This is a genomic window from Lysinibacillus sp. FJAT-14222, from assembly GCF_001278875.1.
Classification (GTDB): Bacteria; Bacillota; Bacilli; order Bacillales_A; family Planococcaceae; genus Lysinibacillus; species Lysinibacillus agricola.
This window is the reverse complement of record NZ_LIYL01000010.1, coordinates 184763-208490: the sequence shown is the minus strand read 5'-3', so window position 1 is coordinate 208490 and position 23728 is coordinate 184763. Positions and strand designations below refer to the sequence as shown.

The following is a 23728-nucleotide window of genomic DNA, read 5'->3' as shown; positions in this document are numbered from 1 at the left end:
CGCTTCAAAAGACATTTGCTGAAATAAGTTAAAACTATCGAAGTCGTATTTTTTCCTTCTTTTCAATTTGGACCACGTAGGAATTTTGCACAACCAATGTAATTGATCCGTGGTTCACAGTATTTAAAATTTGGCGGACATTATCTAATGCTAGATTTACATTTTCAGTCCTTTTATCTACCATTACAAAACACCTTCCTTAGTAAATTTTAGTAATCCATAAATACGTTCCACTAAAACTTTCCTTACATTGTCGTCATAGCCTAAACTTTCGCATAAAATAATGCTCTTGTTCTCATAATCTTGTAATCGCTTTGTTATGCTTTGGCGCAAAATCCCAGTAAACAATAAATACGGCACTATAAATACTTGATTGGTCCTATTCTTCTCTTGCTGTAGCCACTCTTCAAATGTAGGACCCATTCCATATAAAAAGCATGTGTCTACGGCTTCATAAGCATATTTGTCGCGTAATCTTGCTGCAATTTTGGCTAAATCCCTCTTTACTGCAAGATCACTACTCCCACGACCTATCAGTAAAACATTTGCATTGTTAGTTGGTAACCTTGTTTCTAAAATTCTAGTCTGTAGTGTATCGATTAATAGTTCGTGGACACCAAGTGGTTCACCGTATGTAAATCTCACTTGTGGATGCTGTTTTTTTGCTTGATCCATCTCACTTGGAATATCGTGCTTTGCATGCTGAGCAGCTAGCAATAAAATAGGCATGACGGCAATATCTGTAGCCCCTCGATTAATACAGCTATTTATGCCTTCAGCAATTGTCGGTGCCGCGAGTTCTAAAAAACAAATTTCTTGAATTGGTATGTCAATCTCCTGTTGTACACTCTTTAGAAAGGTAACGGCTTGCTCCACTCCCGCCTTTACTCTACTTCCATGAGCAATATATAAAATGGCTTGCATGACCCCACTCCTTACACAGAAATTTCTGCTAACTGTGGCTGTGGAATGTTTTGCTCGAACCATTGAATTGTTTCCCTCAAGGTAACAACTTTTCCTACTACAATTATGCTTGGATTTTGGATATTTTCTTGCTGCACTATATCTTCAATATTGGCTAAAGTACCAGTGACTGTTTTTTGTTGAGAAAATGTGCCCCAATGGATGAGTGCTACTGGTGTTTCTTTATCACGCCCATACTTGAGCAACTGCTGACGGATATAAGGCAGATTACCGACTCCCATATAAATAGCAATTGTATCAATCCCTTTTGCAAGACTTTCCCATTGAATTGCATCATCCTTGCCTTCTCTCATATGTCCAGTGACCATTGCAAAACTTGAGCTTAAGTCACGATGTGTAACAGGAATCCCAGCATAGGCCGGTGCTGCTATTCCTGAAGTAATGCCAGGCACAATTTCAAATGGAATATTTTGCTGCGCTAAAACCTCTGCTTCCTCAGCCCCCCTGCCAAAAACGAATGGGTCACCCCCCTTTAATCTCGTCACAATCAATCCTTGTTGTGCATAATTGACAAGTGATTGATTTATCTGCTCTTGAATCATGGCATGCTGCTGAGGTAGCTTACCGCAAAAGATAAGCTTCGCCTCTCGTTTAGCATAGGATAGTAGATTCTTATTGATGAGTCTGTCATACAGGATGACATCTGCACATTCGATACACCGTAATCCTTTTACCGTAATAAGATCAACATCGCCAGGACCAGCACCTACGATAAAAACTTTCCCCATTTCATTTCACTCCTTCTCGTCACTTGTTAGAGATTGAAAAAAAAAGACTCAAATTATCCATAGGCATAGCAATGCCTGCGAATAATAAGAGCCTCTAGTTTGCTAGTCAGCTACGTATTTAATTCTTAGTAATATAATAAGAATAATAAACAATTTAGTATATTCTGTCAACCGTTTATTTAGCACTTAGCAAATGATTTACATTCAATTACGTCATATCTTTAATTTCGTCGTTTTATCCCTTTCAAATTAAGGTATATTAAGGATCATCATCATAACGTGTGGTTGATTTCCGTTCCGACTGGTGTTTTTCTGGGGGCGTCCGGCTTTTGAATTGTGTTTGGACACCCGCTACCCGCATTCATCTCACCACCTGTAGAGGTGGGAGACTTCTGTATCTGTCGCTACGCTTTTGGTACAAAAGACATTTGCTGAAAGAAGTTAAAATGGCTACTATTCTATAAAAGAAAAAAACCAGTTGTCTATTTTATTGCTGACAACTGGTTAGATATTTTCGTTGAGATCTTTGTCTTATTGGAATTAATAAAATCTACGACGCCCTCTAAACGGTGGACCTGGTCTGAAAAATGGTGGACCCGGTCTGAAAAACGGTGGTCCGAAAAACGGTGGTCCGAAAAACCCTGGTCCGTAAAACGGTGAGAATGGTCGGTAAAACGGCCCACCCCAAAAGCCTCCTGGATAACCTCCGAAGAATGTCATAAGCTTCCTCCCTTTTTTTACTCTATCTTATGTAGGAGGTTGCATATATCACATGTCTATCGCCTATTCTATTTTTCTTCTCCTAAACGTTGCACAAAATTTGCTAGTGTACGTACCATAACACCTGTACCACCTTTTGGGCCTAAGTCATGTACAGCAATCGCATCTGACGTTCCTGCAATATCTAGATGAATCCATGGTGTATCACCAACAAACTCACCAACAAAGCCTCCTCCAAAAATCATGTGTCCATCACGACCAGGAGAATTATTTAAATCGGCGACGTCGGATTTACGAATTCGTTTTTTATCATTTTCTGTTAAAGGCATGCGCCACACAAATTCATCAGTCTCTTGTGCCGCTTCCATGAAAGTAGCAAAGAATTCATCATTATTAGAAAGTGCACCTGTTTTATCCATACCAAGTGCAGTAATAACTCCACCTGTTAACGTTGCAACATCGATAAGGGAAGTTGCGCCTTGTTGTTTAGCATATGTAGTAGCATCGGCTAATACTAAACGTCCTTCAGCATCGGTATTTAAAACTTCTACCGTCTTACCACTATATGTCGTAATGACATCGTCTGGCTTAAATGCTGTGCCAGATACCATATTATCAGTTGAACCAATTACTGCTACGACATTTTTATTAGGACGTAATTCGCCGATGATTTTCATAGCACCAAGCACTGATGCCGCACCGCCCATATCACCCTTCATGCCTACCAATGAATCTTTTGGCTTTAAAGAATAGCCACCTGTATCATACGTAACCCCTTTGCCAACAAGGCCAATTGGATCATCAAAATCTTCAGTCGCTTTATACTTCAATGTTATTAAACGAGGTTCGTCAAGGGAGCCTTGATTGACACATAAAATACCGCCCATACCAAGCTCCTCTAATTGTGCTTTATCTAAAATTTCGACTTCAAAATCGTATTCGACTGCAAGGGACTCTGCATAATTGGCTAAGTCTGCCGCTGTAAGTAGATTCGGTGGTAAATTAATCAAGCTACGTGCTTCATTTACTGCATCCGCGTAAATAGTGCCAACTTCAAAGCTTGCCACGACTTCATCTAAATCATCAGCAGTAGTCACAAGATGAACAGCGTCAACATGCTTATCAACTTCATTTGATGTTGTTTTGTAATGAGGAATTGAATAATAACCGAGACCTGTTCCTTCACCAGCTAAAAACGCAACATCTGCTACAGTAATAGAATCTGTCGTAAACGATTCAAGCCAAATTGAATATTCTTTAACTTTTAAGGCTCTTAGTTCCTTTCCAACTGATCCAAATGCTGCACGAACATCACCCTCTGTTAGGTTTTTACGCTCATCCAAACCAACAAATAAAATGCGTTTTAGATTTGTGTGAACCTTTAAGAATGGCAATTTCGTAATTTTTTTTAGCTCCGTCGATACGTCCCCAGCGCCAAGCCACGCATCAAGGGATTCTCCATAAAATGATGAAAAGCTTGCCCAATCCTGCATTTGCTCACGATGTTTAGTAACCCCTACTACTAACACCTCAGTAGAAATCGTTTCAAATGTTTTTGCTTCTTTTACAATATGCATGTAAATTCCTCCATTCAGTATTCTATTATACCTAAGTTTCAGAAAACACGTAATATTTGGCTTTTAGAAAATAATGAATGTTATAATAAAAACATTATAAGTGAAGGTTGTGATGATTATGAGTTTACTTCAAAATACCCCTTTACTCGTTGCCCTCTTTGCCGTTCTCTTTGCACAGTTTGTAAAAATCCCTATTCATTTTTTAATCACAAGACAAATTAAATGGGGACTATTTACTTCTACTGGCGGTATGCCTAGCTCACATTCCGCTTCCGTAACAGGACTAACAACCTCTATTGCCTATGAAACAGGGTTAGATTCCCCAATTTTTGCCGTAGCCGCTATGTTTTCATTTATCGTCATGTATGATGCGAGTGGAGTACGCTATCAGGCAGGTCAACATGCAGCTGTTTTAAATCAACTGCGTAAGGACTTTCAAACACTGCTTCATGATTTAAAACAGTGGCCGCAAATGGATGGGCAGGAAAAAATGGAAGAGTTAAAAACATTGCTGGGCCATAAACGAAGCGAGGTATTTTTTGGGGCATTAACTGGAATTTTTATCGCCATCATAACCTACCAGTTTATTTTGTGACAGATGGACACATCCTCATATTGAGGTTGTGTTTTTTTGTTTATCGGAACACTTTTGTGATTTATCGGAACACTTTTCACGGTTTATCGGAAACTTTTGTGATTTTATCGGAAACTTTTCAAGGTTTATCGGAAACATCTTATAAAAAAATCAGTATTCTTCTCTCCATCGGAAGAAGAATACTGACATAACGTTAAAACATTCGATATCCACTTTTACGTAAATAAATCATGACAATTCCCGCAACAATTGAACCGGCAAAGCCACCAGATAGGATTGCAATATCTACAACATGTAGCGCTTGCAACTTATCTAAAAGTGCTGGAAATGCGGAACCGGGTTTAAAAATATAATCCAAAAAGCTTACATCGTCGACAATAAAGATAACTACAATTGGATACACAATCGCCATTAACCATGTCATTCGCAGAAGCATATTCAATAAAAATCCGATACCAAAGAACATGACAAAAAATAACAAAATTGAAATGATTAACTGTACTAATGAAACTGGACCATCCATGTATGTATAACCTCCGTTTTCCTCTCATTAGTTTACATGATTACTACAACGCTTTCAATGAACATATCTTTGATTTCGCTTGTTCGTCATATTTAGGGATCATCACCATAACGTGTGGCTGATTTCCGTTCCGACTAGGCGCTTTGTTGCTGTCGCTACGCTTTCGCACAGATAAAACATTGCCGCTGACGCTTCGCTTTCGCGCAGATAAAACATTGCCGCTGACGCTTCGCTTTCGCGCAGATAAAACATTGCCGCTGACACTTCGCTTTCACACAGATAAATGGCCAAGACAATTTAAAACAAATGTCATCCACAACTTTTAGTTATTCAACATATTTAGTAAATAAAAAAACTATTGAAAACTAGTATACAACTAATTTTCAATAATTTCTCGCTCTTCGTTATGAAGCTGTCTGTGATAATAAAAACCTTGGTGACTTCCAAAGCTCTGCCCATTTTTTAAAGGCAGTGATCACAATAATCAAGCCTAAAATTAACATAATGACCGACAATACACCATTTAACACATTGTAACCAGCAGCAGCTGTATTCCAATAAACATTTTTAATCATCCAATAGCCTGCTACGTTTACAGTTACATATAAGTATGCTAGTGGGATAAAGCATGTTAAGGCGTAGATTCGCTTATCTGCAACTTTTAATACCATTGTTACACCACATACTAAACCGATTGCCGCCATCAACTGATTCGAAACGCCAAATAATACCCAAATCGAACTAATATCTCCTGAATACAATAAGTAGCCCCACATGAAGCATGCAAGTGCACTTGCAAAGATTGTACCTGGAAGCCAATTTGTCTGCTTCAGCGGCTTGTAGACATTGCCACCAAAATCTTGAATTAAATAGCGCGCAACACGTGTACCAGCATCAATAGCCGTTAAAATAAAGACCGCTTCAAACATGATCACGAATTGATAGAAATAAGAGGACAGTTCAGCAAACCAAGGAATCCCCGTGAAAATATCAGTCATTCCAACAGCTAAAGTTACAGCTCCACCTGTCCGCCCTTCTAAATCCATCCCAATACTTTGAGCTAATGTCTGTAAATGAACCGGCTCCATTCCTAATGTAGCAAAGACTGCTGGAGCTGAATTAATAGCAAAATAATCTGCAGGATGAAGAGCCGTTGCAGCAATTAATGCCATTACACCAACTAAGGATTCTACAAGCATGGCACCAAAACCAACGACACGAATATCTTCCCAGCGATCAATCATTTTTGGAGTTGTCCCAGAACCTACAAAAGCATGGAAGCCAGAAATCGCCCCACAGGCAATTGTAATAGACACGAATGGCCATACTGGACCAGCAATTACAGGACCACCACCATGAATAAACTCTGTAATGGGTGGGAATTGAATGACTGGGTTAACGAAAAATACACCGATGATTAAGGCAATAAATACCCCAATTTTCATGAAACTACTTAAATAATCACGCGGTGCTAATAAGAGCCACACAGGTAATGCCGCCGCAAAGAATGCATAGATAGGTAGAATAATAGCTAAAATATCACGGTCAAACGTTAAAAAATCACCAAATGCTGTTCCTTGAATCATCGGTCCCATAAATACACCGATCATTAACAAAATAAAGCCAACTGTCGACGTAACAAGTAAATTTCCAGTTTTACGATAGGCAATACCAACAAGCATCGCTATTGGAATAGTAATCCCTACTGCAAAAGTTCCCCAAGGATTTCGCTCCAGTGCACCAAGGACAACCATCGATAGCCCAGCCATTGTAATGGTAATAATGAAAAGCATGGCAAGGCCTGTACAGAATCCTGCAACAGGTCCTAACTCCTTCTTCATAACTTCTGATAACGACTTTCCCCCATGACGCATAGAAGCGAATAACACTACTGCATCATGTACTGCACCACCGATTACCGCACCAATTAACAGCCAAAGAAGCCCTGGCAAATACCCAAATTGTGCAGCTAAAATAGGTCCAACTAACGGTCCAGCTGCTGCAATCGCCGCAAAATGATGCCCAAATGTCACCCATTTATTCGTCGGAACATAGTCTTTACCATCTTCCATAGCGTGCGCTGGGGTGGGTGTATCATCTTTTATCTTAAGTACCTTCTTTGTGAAAAATATGCCGTACAAACGATAGCTAATCATCAATACACAAATGGAACCAATTACAATTGTAATAGCATTCATTTTATCACTCCTTTTACTTTTTCCACATCATAGCAAATGAATAAAACAATTATTCATAAAATTCACCGAAATGTCAGAATTTTAAGTTGAAAGGAAGTTTTCTACCGTTGAAATGCAGTCATTTTGATAGCTGAAAGATCTTTCGTACATCCTTCATATAAAGCCTGCTGACAGGTATCGAATGCCTATTATGCAAAATCAAATTGTATCTTGAGCTGCTCCATGGCTCCAGCTCTACAATATACTCTAAATTGACGACAAACGCACGATGGACACGCACAAAACCTTTTAAAGTGAGTTTTTTCTCCAAAGCTGCTAACGACTCTGAAGCAAAATATCTCCCTTGCTCAGTGACAACAATCGTCTTACTATCTTCAGAAGTACAATATAAAATTTCCTGTATTTTAATAAGTAGAATTCGATCATTCACATAAACCGTTAATTTATCAAGCTTGTCCAATTGTAAATGCTTTAATGTTTCCATCGTTTTCGTCTGTGTCGCTCTTCTTTTGGCCACTAGCTTTTCAACTGCACTCTGTACACGCTCTTGCTCAAATGGTTTCAAAATATAATCAAAGGCGTTCACTTCGAATGCCTGTAAAGCATACTCATCATAAGCCGTTGCAAAAATAATTTCAGGCTTATGAATGCTTTGCAGCAGCTGTTTCGCCAATTCCAGACCATTGTTTACACCTAGCTGTATATCTAAAAACACACAATCGACCTGCTCAAACTTTGAATCCTGCAGTAACTCCTTCAGGTTCTCCGATTCGCCACTAACCTGAACTAGCTTTGTTTGCTCTAATAAATATCGCAATTCAGCCCTTGCTAACGGCTCATCATCTACAATATAGACATTTAACATTTCTCTACTCCCATCTTGTAGCTTTTAAAGGCAGCTGGATCATAATTTTCGTGCCAACATCCAACGTACTTGAAATATGAAAATCTGCCTCAGTTCCATAAATTTCATGAATACGCTGATATATATTCCATAAAGCTGTCCCTGTTCCTTGCTCGGATTGCATAATGGTTTTGCCAAGCTGTTTAACTTGCTCTTTTCTCATCCCACAGCCATTATCCTCTGTTAATAGCAATAGCTTATTATTGATTCGTTGCACCCGGACATAAATTTTGCCCTCTTTGCGATTTTTAAAGGCATGATAAATAGCGTTTTCGACAAGTGGCTGCAGGGTAAACGGAGGAATTTGTACGTCAAAAAGTGATTCATCTAAGTGAAATTGCACATCATAGCGGTTCGGAAACCTTGTTTGTTCAATCGACAAATAAGCCTCTACATGGTCAATTTCATTTTTCAATGGAATTAGCATTTGACGAGCTCCCTGTAAATTACTCCTGAAAAATGTACTAAGCTTTATCAACAATGCTCTAGCCTCATCAGCATCCGTTCGGATCAAGCTTGAAATAGTATTGAGACTATTAAAAAAGAAATGAGGGTGAACCTGTGCTTGTAGTGCTTTAATTTCGGCATCCTTTAATAGCTTTCTTTGTTGCTCAATTTCAGCATATTCAAGCTGCGAGGAAAATAGTCGACTGAGACCCTCAGCAAGCTCCTTTTTCACACCTGTTAATGAAGAAGCATTAATAAAATATAGCTTAAGGGTACCTACCGTTTTATGCTGTACTTTTAATGGTAAGACAATCGCAGCACTTAATGAGCAGCCATCATGTGGACAATTGATTGCTTTTGCGGACGTCGCTGTAATAATGCGTCCTTCTACTAATACACGCTTCGTTAAAGCCGTCATTATTCCTCGATGAATTAGATGATGGTCCTCGCCTACTCCTACATGTGCTAAAATTCCATTTGTATCAGTAATCGCGACTGCATCAACTTTGATCTCTTTTTTTATAATCTCCGCAACCGTGTGGCAGGATTCTTCATTTAACCCTTTACGAAAATGCTCAATTGTTTGTTGGGCAATAGAAAAGGCTTGGTGTGTTTGTAATGCTTTTGTGCGCTCTTCCTCATCAATAAAAGTTTTAATAATAATGAAAAATATCAAAATCCCAAAGGCATTCATAAAAATCATCGGTAGCGCAATTAACGAAACTAATTGCAACGCTTGTTCAAATGGCTTAGCTACTATTAAAATAACAATCATTTGTAAAGTCTCTGCACAAATCCCGATGATAACTGCCTTTTTATAGGAGAACGTTTGACGTATTTTTAATTGCTTACTTAATCCACCTGTAATGAATCCTGCCAGTATTGTCGAAATGCCACAGGCAACCGCTGTAAAACCGCCAAGGGTGATACGATGAATTCCTGCAATAATACCCACACTAACACCAATAAGCGGGCCACCAAAAATACCGGCAATTGCTACGCCAATTAGCCTCGTATTCGCAATGGCTTCCTCTGCATTTATAGTGCTATGTATCATTTTATTTAAAGGATGAATGGTACCACTTTCGATTTTTATCCCTGTATAGCTGCTAACTATACTTAAAGCACTGAAAATAATAATAAGCCAGATTTTTTCCTTAACCCCTTGATCCTGAAATAGCATTTCTCGAAAGAGGCGCCATCTTGACATTAAAAAGGCAAACACAATGATTAGCCCTACTCGCTCTAACATAAACAAAAATAGTTCCATCATAGGTTCCCTCCTCTGTCGCTTTATTTTTTAAAGAACAATTTATAAGAGGAGTACCCAAAGACATCTCCTGGATTAATACCTTCAATCCCCTCTAATTGGTGCTTTTCAAATTGATTAGATGCCATTTCTTTTAACATAACTGATGTCAGTTCATCTTGTGCAAGCTCCTTTGGATACATCCATTTCGCTTCTAATAATTCATTTTCCTGAATACAAATTTTCTGTTGCTCATCTTTCATCCGACAATAAAATATCGCCATATTATCACTAATTTCATCACGAATCACACCCGTTCGAAAACCGATTAAACCTGATACGTTACAATCAATACCTGTTTCTTCTTTTAATTCGCGTACAACGGCTTCATCTACTGTTTCGCCAGCATTGACAAAACCAGCTGGCAGTGACCATCTTCCCTTTAATCCGCTATATGCTTTTTTGACAACTAGCCATTGACCTAGCTCATTTACCGTAACCCCTGCAACTCCTAACCAAACTTTTCCTCTATCTTTTCTCATAATCTTCACCTCTATATCACTATTATAACGGCCTATTTTCCATATATAGAAGTATTAATTCAGAATTTTATGGTTACTTTTCATTCTCAAACATAAAATACTCTGTACGCCAATTTTGTAAATATGTTACACTAATAAAATATAGAATATTCACTCTATTCAAAAGGAGGAAATTTTATATTAAGCGAATTATCACCTAATGCAAAGCTTTTTATTTCTGCGATAGTAATGCTTTTACTATCACCCATCATTGTTGTCATGTTGCCATTTACCGTTTCCCAAACGTTTTATTATAGTAGAGATAATATCGTTGTTTATGAGTATGAAATAGGTACAGTAGGCACTTATTATTTTCAAACGAAAAATAATGAAACGTTCGTCATTGAAGAAAACGGACAATTTGGCTTAGATGAAAAAAGAGCCATTTACCATTTAGCAAATGAAAATGGGGCTTCATTTGTAGAGCGCGAAATGGTAAAGTAATTATTATTGATTTAAAAAAAGCCCCTTTCGACGAAAGAGGCTTGTGAAATATTTCTATGTAGCCTACCTGCTAAAATAGTACCCTACCTTTTCATGTAATAGGCTGTGTAATTCTTGTGCACCAAACTCTAAGCAACGATACTTACGCTTTCAACTGCTCCATATCCCAATTAAGTTTTAATATATTTTTTAATTTGATGACCTGATCTTCTCCAATTGTATTGACCAGTTGTTTTTCTATTTCTGCTTTACAAGATTGATTTTTTTCAAAGCAATCTTCACCAAATTCAGTCATACGAATAGCTTTATGTTTTTTACTATGTTCGACACTAGTAACTTTCACCAACCCTTTAACTTCCAAACTCTTTATAATTTTATGGGTTGCTTGTCTTGAAAAGTTAACATTCTTAGCTACATCTGAAATCGTAAGTTGTTTTTTATAAACTCTACCTAAAATATACCATTCTGAATTCGAAATATAAATATCGTTATGCTTATTCCACTTCTCTTCTGCAAGTCTACGAAGTAGTTCGTGACGTTCGCTCAACAAATCAATGACATCTCGATTCTGCAATTCGTCCTTCAACTAGTTCACCTTCATTTCATATTTTTCGTTATTAATATACAAAAACCAGCAGCAATCGTCAACTAAGTTGACAAAAACCTTTTAATTGCTTACAATTAATTTAGTCAACTTAGTTGACAATATAATAGTTTGTTGGAGGGGATATACATGTACAATGTTGGCGATGTAGTCATTTATTCATCACATGGACTTTGTTCTATTGAAGATATTTGTGAACAAACCTTTAACGACATTACTAAATCTTATTACGTTTTACAACCGCTAAATGAACCACAATTAATCATTCGTACCCCTATTGACAATTCAAAAAAACAGCTTAGAGATATTATCAAAAAAGAAGAAGCCCTCAGTATTTTACATTCATTCACATCACCTGGTGTGGAATGGATTGAACAAAATACACATCGAATGAGATTTCATTTAGAAATCATTAAATCCGGCAATCGCCAAAAACAAGCAAATCTTTTAAACACATTGTTACGAAAAAAGCTCGAATATAGGTCCAATGAAAAAAAATTCCCTAACCAAGAAGAAAAATTATTGCAATCTTTACAAGATACTATCTTTTCAGAGTTTTCCATAGCTCTTAATAAATCATCCGATGAAATTTATGAATATGTATTAACACAACTTCACTAATTGTGAATTGTCGGTACATAAAGAAGCCACGACCAGAAGAAATGATCGCGGCTTCTTTCATATTTTAAAAGCACAAAGTCACAAGCGTTTTACAGTTTTTATTTCAAGGTTATTGAATTTTATCAGGTGTGTTAATTAGCCACTTTTATCCATTCCAATTAATTAGACTACGCTGATTTCTGCTATGGGCTACAATCAGAAAACCAATGTAAATGTTCCTCAGCTCCACCTTCAACGCTCACAGGCTCGTTAAACAGTCAATTTCAACCCCAGCACATTTTACCAATTATATACTTTACTATGTTACAATTTCTCCATAAATGGAATTTTCAGAAAGGCACAGAATATAAGAAAGTATCTAAGTAGAAAGAAGGTAAATAATGGTCTTACTATTTGCAATTTTAATATTTGCTAGTATTTTTGCGATCTATGATTCAATTAGAAGAGTCAATAATAATATTCTTGATGTAAAATGATTCCTCCAGTCAATTATCAACGCTCACAGGTTAGCAACACGCTTCTATAAACCAGCTACTCATTGCTTGTAACAGCCAGTCTCACTCTTTACGCATTTTTCCATTTTCCCACCAAACATTACTCTACTGTGATATGATTCTTTATGAAAAGGACAGGTAAAAAAACGAGAAGAGGTTTAAAAATGATAAAGAGAAACATTCTATTTCCATTGGTTTTTTTCATGGTAACGATTGTATGGCAATGGTTTTTTCTAGATGCTGTTAGATGGGGAGAAGCTGCAGCAATCTCAATTTTAACATTCCTGTTCGCAATGTTCTATGATTGGGCAAAGGTTCCATATAAATGGAAAAAATAAAGATTTAGTTGTACATAGCATAATTTTTATATAGTTTTCCTTCCCAATTTCTTTAGCCATTTGCTACACTTACACACCTTTCAATACCAATATTTTCAAATGTGTTACATTATGCCAAACAACTGATTAATTTAGTTTCTCAACTTACGAAGCAGGATAGAAACCGAAGATAGATATTTTTGAATGACACCGAAATGCTTTTAATACCTATTCAAGTAATGGGGAAAAATTAAAGAGGGAATAAATATAAACGCTATCAACCCTCACGCTCTAAATGGTTGAACATTGCTTTGTAAACTCGTAGACGAATATTAATTGTTGTTTCAGTTTATACCACACCGCCTATTTTTTGATGCATATATGCCCCCTCATAGTTTTGCTCTAGCCACTTTACAAAATAGCCCCCCCAATCCTTGTGATAATCCTTTAACGTTCGTGGTCGAACTCCCTCCGTACTTTTAGCAGATGCTACAAGGTCAATTGCTTGCTCAAAAGTAATCTTTGGATATTTCCTTCTCCATTGCCATTTTACCTATAGCTGTTCGTTTCTTCTTTGTTAAGACCATAGTAAAAAGCCTTTTTGATTTGTTATGTTGTTGCAACATACAAATCAAAAAGGCTTGGTATCTACAATCCTAAATGCATCATTCTAGGGTTGTGTAAAACATCAATTTCTTCTGTTATTTACAACCCTACTTCAACATGTAGACAATTATTAATCAATCACAAATCTCAGGCGTACCTTCACGTTTTGCTGTTTTGAAAGACGTGCCACAGCCACATGATGCGATGGCATTTGGATTATCGATGGTGAAGCCACCGCCCATTAGTGACTGTTTATAGTCAATTTTCGTTCCCATTATTATAGGCGCATCTTCACGGGAAACAAGAATTGTTAAACCATGTTGGACATCTTCAAAATCATCTTCTTTTTTCTCTTTATCAAAATGCATACCATATGATAAGCCACTGCATCCACCGCCATTAACAACTACGCGTAAAAATGCACCTTGCTCTTCATTATGCTCCATCATTTCATTAATATGAAAGACTGCCGCTTCAGTAATTTCAATTACTTGCTTACTTGTCATCCCAATCACCTTCCTTCTTATTTATTATCATATCAATTTTGACCATTGTATGACAAACATTCAGCTTCAAGAGGATTTTTAGTAAAAATTCTAATTTTTTTCACATTTATAGTAGTTTTTATTCATGTTTATAAAAATTGCATTGGTATAATAGTTATAACAAGTCGATGAAAGAGGTATAAAATATGGAGATTTCACCTTATTACGAAAAAAAAATTCAATGTCATAATTGCAAAAAAGAATTTCCAACATTAAAAGTACGCTCTAAATTCATTAAAGTAGATCATACAGAAACAGATTTTCAACCTATCTATGCAGACGGTGTAAATGCTCTTTATTATAATGTATTCGTTTGTGAGCATTGCGGCTTTTCATTTACAGAAGACTTTTCTAAATATTTTGCACCTGGCACGCAAGATGAAATTCGCACGCAAATTACAGAAAAATGGGTACATCATGATTTTAAAGGGGAACGTACTGTATTCCAAGCGATACAAGCTTATAAATTGGCGTTTCTTTGTGGTACGATTAAAAAAGAAAAATTTGTTGCAATAGCTGGACTTACGTTACGTCTTGCTTGGCTGTATCGTTCACTGAAAAATGAAGGCCAAGAGCAACGTTTTATGAAAATGGCCCGAGATTACTATATGGATTCTTATTCGACTGAGGATTATAGTTCAACTCAAATGTCAGATGTACGAATTATGTATATGATTGCCGAATTATCACGTCGTATCGGTGATTTAGAAAATGCTACTCGGTTCTTTTCAAAGGTCATTGAAAAGCAAAGTATTGGAGGAGAAGCAAAGATCATTGATATGGCTAAAGAACAGTGGGCCATTATTCGAGAAGAAAAAGAGCATGCTCGTCAAGTTTAGGAACAAAAAAGTTCTAGCTTGAATAATCAGCTAGAACTTTTCTATAGTCATTTTAGAATACTTGCTCTACTTCAACAATACCTGGTACTTCTTCTAATAATGCGCGTTCGATACCAGCTTTAAGTGTAATTGTAGAACTTGGGCAACTACCACATGCACCTAATAAACGTAATTTTACAACACCGTCTTCTACATCTACTAATTCACAGTCTCCACCGTCACGTAGTAAGAATGGGCGTAATTTATCTAATACCTCTTGAACTTGGTCGTTAATTGTTGCTTCTGCCATTTGTCTCGACTCCTTTCCTTATAATGATTATAATGTTAGCAACAGAAAAAATCCAATATAGAATCACGAGGAGTGGAAATGCTATGGGACAAACGAAACCAATGATTGAAATTTACGGAACAGCGGTAATTTGCGCGAGCTGTGTCAACGCGCCATCTTCAAAGGATACATATGAGTGGCTACAAGCAGCCATAGATCGAAAATATCCAAACCAAGGATATGATATTCGCTATGTCGATATTGAGGGATCAATTGAGAATGAGCGCGATCAAGATTATGCTACACGCATTCAAGAAGATGAATTTTTCTATCCACTTGTTCTCATAAATGATGAAGTAGTGGGAGAAGGCTATGTGCAATTAAAGCCTGTATTTACTGCACTTGAAAATCTAGGCTTCGTACCTGACGAAACTGTTTAAAAGAAATAAAAGGAATTGTTTCAAAAATAAATTTTGAAACAATTCCTTTTTATAAAAAATCAACTAGCTAATTAATCATTTTGACGTTTGTAATACCATAATAATCCTGATTTCATCAGGCGAGCAATGCGTCCTGTTACTGTTGTATCTGCTAAATAAACAAAGCCTTGTTTTTTACCGAGAGCTCCCATGAAACCTTTTAATTTAATATCTGGCATTTTCTCAGGTAAATGTTCGCCTTTCCAACGCATGCGAAGAACTTTTACGATAAGCTCTGCTTGTTCCTCTGCCAACTGTGCACTTGGAGGGAATTCTGAAGAAGCACTGTCACCTACTACATATACATGCTCATCTTCAAGAACATTAAAGTATTGTGTCACAATTGGGCGACCTTGTTTGTCTTTCTCAAGCTCCATGTCACGGACAATTTTGACTGGTTGTACCCCAGCAGTCCATACGACCGTATCAAGTAAAATTTCTTCTTCATGATTATAAATTTTACCTGGTTCAACTTTTGTAATATTTGAATTGGCAATGACATCAACATTATGTTTGACAAACCAAGCTTTCACATATTTACTCAGCTTTTCTGGGAAGTCCTTCAGAATACGTGGACCACGGTCGAATAGTTTTATTTTTAAATCTGATCGGCTTTCACGTAGCTCACTCGCTAGTTCAATACCACTTAAGCCAGCTCCTACAATTCCGACTGTAGAGCCTGCTGGTAAACCACAAAGTGCTTGGAATGTTGAACGAGATTTCGCCATTGTCTGAATGCTATATGTGTACTCCTCTGCACCTGGTACACCATGATATTTATCCTCACAGCCAAGACCAATTACTAAATCATCATATTCAATACGTTGTCCATCTTCTAGAATGACTACTTTTTCCGCACGATTAATTTCAACGACCTCTCCATATACAGCCGATAAACGTTCATGCTCTGGGAAGCTTACACGAATTTCTTTGTCTGTTGAAGTCCCTGCTGCTAATGCGTAAAATTCTGTTTTTAAACTATGGAAAGGCGCTCTGTCTACTAGCACAATTTCTGTGTCTAATGGAAGGTTTGGTAATAATCGAAGCATGACACGCATATTGCCGTAGCCGCCACCTAAAAGTACTAATTTTCCCATAATAGTCTCCTTTTATAACTCTTATTATAATTGTTCACAAAGTATCCACAAATGAGTATAACCGATTGTGAGATGTTTCACAATATCAGAATGCAATTTTGTGAAAGATTTCACAAAACAAATGATAACTTGCTCTTTTCGAACGATTTTTGAATCATTTACACTTCAACAAATTGTCGTTACAGCCCAAATTTCCCTTAAATATTGTGCCCTTTTCTTCACTTTTGCAAAGTTTGTTTAACACTGTAGCTTGCCTTTTCATTTTGCATGCACCAGCCTTATCTTCACCTCAAAGCAAAACTTAAATCATTGACGAATGTTTTAAAAGCGAGTAGCATTACTTTGGTGAGGTGAACATGTATGAATCCAATGGTTGAATTTTGTATAAGTAATTTGGCAAATGGCTCTCAAAAAACTTATGAAACACTAGAGCGCGATCCTAACATCGACGTTTTGGAATATGGCTGCCTCAGCTACTGTACAAAGTGTTCAGAATCCTTTTATGCAATCGTCAATGGTGAATTAGTTGAGGCTGAATCTCCTGAAGAGTTGACGAAAGCCATTTATCAATTTATCGAGGAAAATCCGTTATGGTAATGAAGGCGTAATACCTCATTCATATAATGATAAAACGCTACTAATACTAAATTTGAACATATAAAAAGGATGTTATGCCAAAAAAATCGACATAAGCATCCTTTTTTTATGTTTATAGAGCTTCTACCACATAGGTTGGTTGCTGCTCCTTCTCAAGGACAACCTTTGTTGGTGTAACACCTGTATTAACATGGATTGTGTCACAACCAAAACGAATGCCACACATAATATCTGTGTCGTAATTATCGCCAATCATCACCATTTCATCTTTTGTAAAGCGATGCTCTGTCGCAATGACTTCAAGCATTGCAGGTGATGGCTTACCGATATAGATTGGCTCAACGTCTGCAACCTCTCCTACTAATCGGGCAAACGACCCATTCCCCGGCAGAAATCCATATTCTGTCGGAAATTTAATATCCTGATTCGTTGCTATAAACGTCGCACCATTTTGCACAGCAATCGTCGCCTTTGCAAGTGCCATATAATCTAGATTTCGGTCAATCCCCATAACAAATACCTCTGGTTCATCCTCAGTAGGTTCAATACCTTCATTAAATAACGCTTTACGAATACCGTCAGAACCCAACATAGCTACTTTTTTACCAGGGAAATTCAAGGCTACATATTTCGCTGTGACTAATGCACTAGAGTAAATATGCTCTAACGGTGCATTCACACCAATAGCGCTTAAAGCTTCCTGCAGCTGCTCTCTTGTCTTAGAAGAATTGTTTGTTACGTAAAATGGCTCGTTTCCTGCTTGTTGTAAACGATTAATAAAAGTAACCGCAGAAGGAATACCTTCTTTTCCACGATATACTGTACCATCTAAATCAAAGCAATACGCCTTGTAGGTTTTCATTGATGATCCTCTGGCAAAAATGCTGAAACAGGGCCGAGTTCATTTGTTAAATAATTGTTCACAGCTGGTGTGAATTGCTTTAACGTTGGTAGATTCGCTGTTAACACATTTACAACTTCCTGAATATCTACATCTGTAAATTCACGAACAAGCATTTTACGTAAGCCAACTACTGCTTTTAAAGGTGCTTCCATTTCAGTCGATACGACTTTTTCATCGAGTAATATATCAATAATATCTTCATAGCTTCCTGGATCACGCATAATGAAGCCGTCAATCATTAAATTTCCTACATCCATCATTGACTCCATAATATTGTGACCAATTCGCTCGATTGCTAATTTCTTAATATCATTTTCTACCCAGTTATCTTCTGTCTCTAAGATAGCTAATAGTCCATCTAAGTACTGTAAATTTTTTGTGATTTTATTACGATCTACAAAATACACAAGGAAAGCCCCCATTCAAATCTTTAAAAGTTGATAGTCATTTCTCTTCTATAGTACCATATCTATAGGACTGGAAGGAGAATAAAAGATGGAACGTTTTTTTTTATATGATGATGTAGAAGATACGAAAACACGCTTTGTTAGTTTTGCTGGAAATAAATTACGATATGATTTAGCCATTTTACAATCAGGCCGCTTCTTTGGAAAAGTACTTGTTATGGATATCCAATTTGGACGCTTTGCTATAATTGGTCCAGATGATGTAGAAGAGCCTGGCTATCTTGAACATGTATACAATCGCACAGAGGAAGAGACAGTCGAGCTACGAGAATATTTACGTGAATTATTAAATTAACACCCTTCAGTGGGTGTTTTTTTATACCTACAATAGTAGCAATTAAGAATTAATACAAAAAAATTCCGCTTTTCTGCGGACATAGGGATATACTTTGCGCACTGTTCAACAGAAGGATGGCGGAATTTTTTTGTAAGTATCTTAAATATCAATTATGTCTCGGCGGATCATGCCCCTACTTTTCATCATTTAAAATAGCAGGATTATCCTTATTGTGAGGCTTGTCTTTGTTTTCATTGTCGTTTTGCTTTTTGGCTTGTTGATTTTGTCCGATTACTGCTAAGTCATCAACACTAATATCAAAGCCAAATCCGTATTCTTCTCGGTCTAACGGTTTTTTATTGCGTTTTTCATTCGTCAAATTAATCACCTCCAGTAAATAAATTATCCTTTTTTAAGGAATTTATACGTATCGCTTTGCTACATCAACAATGCTAGCGAGTTATGCTATTGCATCCTTAATAATCCAATCAGCAGCACTAATTAAATCTGGAAAAACCGCATCTGCCAGCGGATCTTTTTCACCTAAGAATACTCCCTTAGTCCCTGCTCGTTTGCCTGCGATAATATCTGTATCCGTATCTCCTACCATATAGGATTTTGCCAAATCAATATTATACTTTTCACCAAGATCAACGATTAATTTACTATTGGGCTTACGGCATGCACAGCCCGACTTTGGTTTATGGGGACAATATACGACCTCATGGATAGTGGCCCCTTCCTTCTTTAGCTCCTTTATCATATGCTCATGTATTTGTTGAAGCTTCGTTTCTTTCATATACCCTAATCCAACGCCACCTTGATTGGTTACCACAAATATATAATCAAAGTACTTATTCAATTTTTTTATAGCTTCAGGGACATGTGGCAGGAAATAGAGATCCTTAGGCTTATTGACAAATTTAACTCGATTCGTTAACACTTCATTGATGACCCCATCACGGTCCAAAAATACAGCTTTTTCCATCTTAACAACACACCTTTAAATATAAAATAAAAATCAATACTAAAATATAAGCTCATCACCATAACGTGGGGTTGATTTCCGTTCCGACTTATATAAATGGCATGCATTTTAACAAATGTCATCTCTCACTGTTGGTGATGAGTCAAAATAAAGCATTTATTTGTAATCATTTTTTATTATTCCCAATTTTAAAAAACCTATCACTACAAAGTAAAAACCTGATGCAAATCACATCAGGTTTTAAAAGCTTATTCTGCTAGTTGTTCATTCTCAACAGGCTTTGTCACTTCGCTATCTTCATTTATTACAACTTCTGGCTGTTTAATAGATTTTCCGGATTTGCGCAATACGAAATATGCACAGCCAAAATTACAATACTCATATAAGTAATCTTGCAGTGTACTAATTTTCGTATCGAAAGTTGCTTTCTGATTTTTATCATCAAAAAAGCCTTTTAAGCGTAATTGATTATAGCCCCAGTCGCCTACAATATAATCATATCTGGCTAATATATCTGAGTATCGCTCCTTGAACACTTCCTCTTCAAAAGCTTCTCGGTAATCTTGAATAAGCTCGTACTCATATCCTTCAATATTGATCAAAGTGACACCACCTTCCATTTCAACATTTGTTTTTACGATTCTGCTTGTAACTGACGTTCTTTTGTTGCTGCGTTAACTTGTTCATCAGCATGATAACTACTACGTACAAGTGGGCCTGCTTCACAATGCTTGAAACCTTTTTCCATTGCGATTTTACGCAGTTTACCAAACTCTATTGGAGAATAATACTTTTTGACAGGTAAATGTTTTTTCGTTGGCTGTAAGTATTGACCAATTGTCATAATATCAACGTTATTCGCTCGTAAATCATCCATAACTTCTAAAATTTCTTCATCTGTTTCACCTAAGCCTATCATTAAAGATGACTTTGTAGGGATATCTGGCTGCATTTCTTTTGCCAAACGAAGAAACTCTAATGAACGCTCATATTTTGCGCGTGCACGTACTCTTGGCGTTAAACGACGCACTGTTTCAATATTATGATTTAAAATATCTGGCTTCGCATCCATTAAAATTTGAAGATTCTCTTTCAGACCACCTAAATCGGATGGTAAAACTTCAACGGATGTAAGTGGACTTTTACGACGAATCGCACGCACTGTTTCAGCTAATACTTGTGCACCGCCATCCTTTAAGTCATCACGCGCTACCATTGTAATAACAACGTGCTTCAAGTTCATAATAGCTACTGAATCTGCTACGCGTTCTGGCTCTGCTAAGTCTAACTCATTTGGTAGGCCTGTTTTAACAGCACAGAAACGACAAGCACGCGTACAAACTGATCCAAGAATCATCATTGTCGCTGTACGTCGTTCACCCCAGCATTCATGAATGTTCGGACAGCGTGCTTCCTCACATACTGTATGCAGATTTTTTTCACGCATGAGCTTCTTTAGCCCTTTATATTCATCATTTGTGTTTAGTTTTATTTTTAACCAATCTGGTTTTCTTAAATGTTCTTCTTTTTCTTTGCTTGTAGGTTTACAAGATGTCATACGAATATCGCCCCTATCAAAATTGTGCATTTTTTCTATTAACTATCTTTACTGTTGTCAATGTAACATAATAAATGGACTCCAACAACTATCATAATCAATTTTGCCTCGACAAAATTGCGTTCGGAATCGGCTTTGTGCTTGCACAAAACTCCTTTCCGATTCCGTGACATCCTCCGGAGGTAAACATTTCTATTTATTAGGGATAGGTATTTCAATTGAGGGATGTGTTGCTTGATCACCATTTGAATAAACATTGGGCACTTGCCCCCTGGCTATGCCGATTGCCACCGGAATATCCTGAGAAATGGTAGAGGTTTTACTAGCAAAAGGGACAATAATTTGTACATTTACCTCTAAATGAATTCCTACCTCCACCAATGCACTATTAATACCATATTCCGTTATTGAAGAAGTAACCTCACTATGCACATTGCCAATGACATGAAAACGTACTGGAATTTTAGGTCCTAAATTCCCGAGTAAAGGGATATTGGCCGCTTGGCTAATAGGTATATAAAAAACTACCCCATTACCTTCTTTTATCTTATTATAATCATATTCAACATTATCAAGATTTGGCAAATGCGACAACTCTCCTTGCTCTGCCTGCTCTAAATTCAATTTTACTTGCTTTACCGTTTCTGCTCGAACTCGATTAATTATTTCTGTATTAATTGTCAAATCAGAGTTGCTGCCAGGGGATACTTCTACAAGAACATCATTAATATCTAAATTATTTGCTGTGGCTTTACTCACAACATAGGATGCAATCTTAGTCGTTTGTACTTCAGCATATTGTAAGTAGGTGGGCATAAGCCGCTCATTTAAAAAATAAATAAATAAAATAACACCAACAACAATGCTTACAATTAATAGGGTTAAACGATTCAACTTGTTTCCTTTTTTCCGATAGTTACCAGAATTACTATATGATCGTAATTTCATTCTTTTTCGAGGGAAAAACAAAAAAATCTCCTCCTGTTCCATAAAATATGAACAGGAGGAGATTTTTATTCGATTCTCGCAATATAATCCGCTTCAACACTTTCAATTGTTGCGGTTGGGTAGTCCATTAAATTAATTTCATATGTAGCTGCTAATAATTGGTTTTGCTCCTCAAAAATACGAATCCACGGTAATGCTGCATTCAATGTATTTTGTCTTGATACAATACCTCGACGTCCATCCGATAATTTTAGAATAACACCGTTAGGATAATGTACAACAGACTTTGTCAGTGCTTTCACAATACGTGCATCATATATAGTTCCAGAGCCTGCTTCTAAAATTGCTAGACCCTGAGATGGTAGCATTTTTTCACGATATACACGACTCGTAGTCACCGCATCAAAGACGTCTGCTACACCAATAATTTTTGCAAACGGATGGATTTCAAAATCAACTAATCCCCGTGGATAGCCACTCCCATCAATTCGTTCATGATGCTGGAAGGCACAATGTGCAACAAGCAATGATATGGAATGTAAATTACGTAACAAATCAAAGCCATATCGAGTATGCTGCTTCATTGCTTCATATTCCTCATGCGTTAGACGCCCAGGTTTTGTCAGGATTTCTTTTGGTACCATCAGTTTCCCTATATCATGTAACAAAGCGCCAATCCCTATTAAGCGTAAATCTTCATATGAGTATCCAAGCTCTTTAGCAATTGCTATCGAATAAAGGGTAACTTGAAAGGAGTGTTGATATAAATATTCATCAAATAAATACGCATCTGTCAGTATTGTTAGAATTTCTTCATTACCACTAACTGCCGACAATAACTCATCTACAATTGAGATAATCGCTTTTGATTGCTGGTCAAGCACATAAGAGGCATTTACTGGATTTAAACCATCGATTGACTGGAAAGAATCTTTAATGGTTGAAATTGCTTTATTTCGAGTAACAGTTGAAACTGTTTCATTTACCTCAATACCCTCAGAAATTTTATCGTTTATATATACATAATGCGTATTTAATTGTTGAAGTCTTTGTATAATACGTTCATTAATGACAACGTCTTTCTTTAAAAGAGGGTGTCCTGCCTCATTCCAAATGGTTCTTCCTAACACCATTCCTTCTTTTAATACATCGATTGAAATTAATCGCAT

31 protein-coding genes are annotated in these 23728 nt (G+C 36.9%); 8 read left to right on the top strand and 23 right to left on the bottom strand.

Annotated features, from left to right (window positions below):
- Nucleotides 1-34 precede the first annotated feature (34 nt).
- The 5 genes from AN161_RS27345 to AN161_RS04825 form a co-directional block, all read right to left on the bottom strand.
- Complete coding sequence (locus AN161_RS27345) at nucleotides 35-184, bottom strand: YezD family protein (RefSeq protein ID WP_075807174.1); 150 nt, start codon at nucleotides 182-184, stop codon at nucleotides 35-37.
- Complete coding sequence (locus AN161_RS04840; RefSeq protein WP_053593251.1) at nucleotides 184-924, bottom strand: sirohydrochlorin chelatase; 741 nt, start codon at nucleotides 922-924, stop codon at nucleotides 184-186. The genes AN161_RS27345 and AN161_RS04840 overlap by 1 nt, the downstream gene beginning before the upstream one ends.
- Before the next feature lie 11 nt (nucleotides 925-935).
- Nucleotides 936-1712 carry a uroporphyrinogen-III C-methyltransferase gene (gene cobA, locus AN161_RS04835; protein WP_053593250.1) on the bottom strand — a complete coding sequence of 259 codons (777 nt, stop codon included), beginning with the start codon at nucleotides 1710-1712 and terminating at the stop codon, nucleotides 936-938.
- Nucleotides 1713-2252: 540 nt separating this feature from the next.
- Nucleotides 2253-2432, bottom strand: coding sequence for a hypothetical protein (locus AN161_RS04830; protein ID WP_053593249.1), 180 nt, complete (start codon nucleotides 2430-2432; stop codon nucleotides 2253-2255).
- A 68-nt stretch (nucleotides 2433-2500) separates the two neighbouring features.
- Nucleotides 2501-4009 (bottom strand): leucyl aminopeptidase, encoded by a 1509-nt coding sequence (locus AN161_RS04825; protein WP_053593248.1) that lies wholly within the window; start codon nucleotides 4007-4009, stop codon nucleotides 2501-2503.
- 112 nt (nucleotides 4010-4121) lie between these two features.
- On the opposite strand from AN161_RS04825, the gene AN161_RS04820 reads away from it, so the two are divergent.
- On the top strand, nucleotides 4122-4604 hold the full coding sequence (locus tag AN161_RS04820; RefSeq protein WP_053593247.1) for a divergent PAP2 family protein: 483 nt from the start codon (nucleotides 4122-4124) through the stop codon (nucleotides 4602-4604).
- A gap of 193 nt (nucleotides 4605-4797) precedes the next feature.
- Here the strand turns inward: AN161_RS04820 and AN161_RS04815 are convergent, their stop codons facing one another.
- The 6 genes from AN161_RS04815 to AN161_RS04795 form a co-directional block, all read right to left on the bottom strand.
- Nucleotides 4798-5127: a YuiB family protein gene (locus AN161_RS04815; protein WP_053593246.1), complete on the bottom strand. Its 330-nt coding sequence runs from the start codon at nucleotides 5125-5127 to the stop codon at nucleotides 4798-4800.
- A 102-nt stretch (nucleotides 5128-5229) separates the two neighbouring features.
- Complete coding sequence (locus tag AN161_RS29440; RefSeq protein ID WP_158002973.1) at nucleotides 5230-5391, bottom strand: hypothetical protein; 162 nt, start codon at nucleotides 5389-5391, stop codon at nucleotides 5230-5232.
- A gap of 140 nt (nucleotides 5392-5531) precedes the next feature.
- Nucleotides 5532-7325, bottom strand: coding sequence for a carbon starvation protein A (locus AN161_RS04810; RefSeq protein ID WP_053593245.1), 1794 nt, complete (start codon nucleotides 7323-7325; stop codon nucleotides 5532-5534).
- A 118-nt stretch (nucleotides 7326-7443) separates the two neighbouring features.
- Nucleotides 7444-8190 carry a LytTR family DNA-binding domain-containing protein gene (locus AN161_RS04805; protein WP_053593244.1) on the bottom strand — a complete coding sequence of 249 codons (747 nt, stop codon included), beginning with the start codon at nucleotides 8188-8190 and terminating at the stop codon, nucleotides 7444-7446.
- Nucleotides 8191-8194: 4 nt separating this feature from the next.
- A complete protein-coding gene (locus tag AN161_RS04800) occupies nucleotides 8195-9946 on the bottom strand; it encodes a sensor histidine kinase (protein ID WP_053593243.1) in 1752 nt (583 codons plus the stop codon).
- A 23-nt stretch (nucleotides 9947-9969) separates the two neighbouring features.
- Nucleotides 9970-10467 carry an NUDIX hydrolase gene (locus tag AN161_RS04795; RefSeq protein WP_053593242.1) on the bottom strand — a complete coding sequence of 166 codons (498 nt, stop codon included), beginning with the start codon at nucleotides 10465-10467 and terminating at the stop codon, nucleotides 9970-9972.
- A 228-nt stretch (nucleotides 10468-10695) separates the two neighbouring features.
- Between AN161_RS04795 and AN161_RS04790 the strand changes: the two genes are divergently transcribed.
- Nucleotides 10696-10950, top strand: coding sequence for a hypothetical protein (locus tag AN161_RS04790; protein ID WP_053593241.1), 255 nt, complete (start codon nucleotides 10696-10698; stop codon nucleotides 10948-10950).
- A gap of 142 nt (nucleotides 10951-11092) precedes the next feature.
- Here the strand turns inward: AN161_RS04790 and AN161_RS04785 are convergent, their stop codons facing one another.
- Nucleotides 11093-11536 carry a MarR family transcriptional regulator gene (locus AN161_RS04785; RefSeq protein ID WP_053593240.1) on the bottom strand — a complete coding sequence of 148 codons (444 nt, stop codon included), beginning with the start codon at nucleotides 11534-11536 and terminating at the stop codon, nucleotides 11093-11095.
- A 147-nt stretch (nucleotides 11537-11683) separates the two neighbouring features.
- Between AN161_RS04785 and AN161_RS04780 the strand changes: the two genes are divergently transcribed.
- Together AN161_RS04780 and AN161_RS29435 are read left to right on the top strand one after the other, a co-directional pair.
- Complete coding sequence (locus AN161_RS04780; RefSeq protein ID WP_053593239.1) at nucleotides 11684-12175, top strand: CarD family transcriptional regulator; 492 nt, start codon at nucleotides 11684-11686, stop codon at nucleotides 12173-12175.
- A gap of 658 nt (nucleotides 12176-12833) precedes the next feature.
- Entirely contained in the window at nucleotides 12834-13007 is a 174-nt protein-coding gene (locus AN161_RS29435) for a hypothetical protein (protein WP_158002972.1), read from the top strand.
- 719 nt (nucleotides 13008-13726) lie between these two features.
- Here the strand turns inward: AN161_RS29435 and AN161_RS04775 are convergent.
- Nucleotides 13727-14098 (bottom strand): iron-sulfur cluster assembly accessory protein, encoded by a 372-nt coding sequence (locus AN161_RS04775; RefSeq protein WP_053593238.1) that lies wholly within the window; start codon nucleotides 14096-14098, stop codon nucleotides 13727-13729.
- 185 nt (nucleotides 14099-14283) lie between these two features.
- On the opposite strand from AN161_RS04775, the gene AN161_RS04770 reads away from it, so the two are divergent.
- Complete coding sequence (locus AN161_RS04770; RefSeq protein WP_053593237.1) at nucleotides 14284-14976, top strand: DUF2225 domain-containing protein; 693 nt, start codon at nucleotides 14284-14286, stop codon at nucleotides 14974-14976.
- A gap of 52 nt (nucleotides 14977-15028) precedes the next feature.
- Here the strand turns inward: AN161_RS04770 and AN161_RS04765 are convergent, their stop codons facing one another.
- Nucleotides 15029-15265, bottom strand: a complete 237-nt coding sequence (locus AN161_RS04765; protein ID WP_004228295.1) for a NifU family protein — start codon at nucleotides 15263-15265, stop codon at nucleotides 15029-15031.
- Between the two features lie 83 nt (nucleotides 15266-15348).
- Between AN161_RS04765 and AN161_RS04760 the strand changes: the two genes are divergently transcribed.
- Nucleotides 15349-15684 (top strand): YuzD family protein, encoded by a 336-nt coding sequence (locus tag AN161_RS04760; RefSeq protein WP_053593236.1) that lies wholly within the window; start codon nucleotides 15349-15351, stop codon nucleotides 15682-15684.
- Nucleotides 15685-15755: 71 nt separating this feature from the next.
- Here AN161_RS04760 and AN161_RS04755 read toward each other — a convergent pair whose 3' ends face one another.
- The gene (locus tag AN161_RS04755) at nucleotides 15756-16820 is read right to left on the bottom strand and encodes an NAD(P)/FAD-dependent oxidoreductase (RefSeq protein WP_053593235.1); all 1065 of its coding nucleotides are present in this window, start codon (nucleotides 16818-16820) and stop codon (nucleotides 15756-15758) included.
- Nucleotides 16821-17180: 360 nt separating this feature from the next.
- On the opposite strand from AN161_RS04755, the gene AN161_RS04750 reads away from it, so the two are divergent.
- Nucleotides 17181-17417, top strand: a complete 237-nt coding sequence (locus tag AN161_RS04750) for a YuzB family protein (RefSeq protein WP_053593234.1) — start codon at nucleotides 17181-17183, stop codon at nucleotides 17415-17417.
- Nucleotides 17418-17529: 112 nt separating this feature from the next.
- Here the strand turns inward: AN161_RS04750 and AN161_RS04745 are convergent, their stop codons facing one another.
- Both AN161_RS04745 and AN161_RS04740 read right to left on the bottom strand, forming a co-directional pair.
- Entirely contained in the window at nucleotides 17530-18279 is a 750-nt protein-coding gene (locus tag AN161_RS04745; protein WP_053593233.1) for a TIGR01457 family HAD-type hydrolase, read from the bottom strand.
- On the bottom strand, nucleotides 18276-18728 hold the full coding sequence (locus AN161_RS04740) for a DUF86 domain-containing protein (protein ID WP_053593232.1): 453 nt from the start codon (nucleotides 18726-18728) through the stop codon (nucleotides 18276-18278). Before AN161_RS04740 ends, AN161_RS04745 begins: the two co-directional genes overlap by 4 nt.
- An 88-nt stretch (nucleotides 18729-18816) precedes the next feature.
- On the opposite strand from AN161_RS04740, the gene AN161_RS04735 reads away from it, so the two are divergent.
- Nucleotides 18817-19083, top strand: coding sequence for a DUF3055 domain-containing protein (locus AN161_RS04735; protein WP_053593231.1), 267 nt, complete (start codon nucleotides 18817-18819; stop codon nucleotides 19081-19083).
- A 175-nt stretch (nucleotides 19084-19258) separates the two neighbouring features.
- Here AN161_RS04735 and AN161_RS04730 read toward each other — a convergent pair whose 3' ends face one another.
- The 6 genes from AN161_RS04730 to AN161_RS04705 all read right to left on the bottom strand — a co-directional run bounded on the left by AN161_RS04730 (nucleotide 19259) and on the right by AN161_RS04705 (nucleotide 23728).
- Complete coding sequence (locus AN161_RS04730) at nucleotides 19259-19444, bottom strand: hypothetical protein (RefSeq protein WP_143114610.1); 186 nt, start codon at nucleotides 19442-19444, stop codon at nucleotides 19259-19261.
- Nucleotides 19445-19525: 81 nt separating this feature from the next.
- Nucleotides 19526-20053: an HAD family hydrolase gene (locus tag AN161_RS04725; protein WP_053593229.1), complete on the bottom strand. Its 528-nt coding sequence runs from the start codon at nucleotides 20051-20053 to the stop codon at nucleotides 19526-19528.
- Nucleotides 20054-20301: 248 nt separating this feature from the next.
- The gene (locus AN161_RS04720; protein WP_053593228.1) at nucleotides 20302-20655 is read right to left on the bottom strand and encodes a YutD family protein; all 354 of its coding nucleotides are present in this window, start codon (nucleotides 20653-20655) and stop codon (nucleotides 20302-20304) included.
- 32 nt (nucleotides 20656-20687) lie between these two features.
- The gene (gene lipA / locus AN161_RS04715; RefSeq protein WP_053593227.1) at nucleotides 20688-21611 is read right to left on the bottom strand and encodes a lipoyl synthase; all 924 of its coding nucleotides are present in this window, start codon (nucleotides 21609-21611) and stop codon (nucleotides 20688-20690) included.
- 192 nt (nucleotides 21612-21803) lie between these two features.
- The gene (gene yunB / locus AN161_RS04710; RefSeq protein WP_053593226.1) at nucleotides 21804-22601 is read right to left on the bottom strand and encodes a sporulation protein YunB; all 798 of its coding nucleotides are present in this window, start codon (nucleotides 22599-22601) and stop codon (nucleotides 21804-21806) included.
- 23 nt (nucleotides 22602-22624) lie between these two features.
- Nucleotides 22625-23728: an HD-GYP domain-containing protein gene (locus tag AN161_RS04705; RefSeq protein ID WP_053593225.1), complete on the bottom strand. Its 1104-nt coding sequence runs from the start codon at nucleotides 23726-23728 to the stop codon at nucleotides 22625-22627.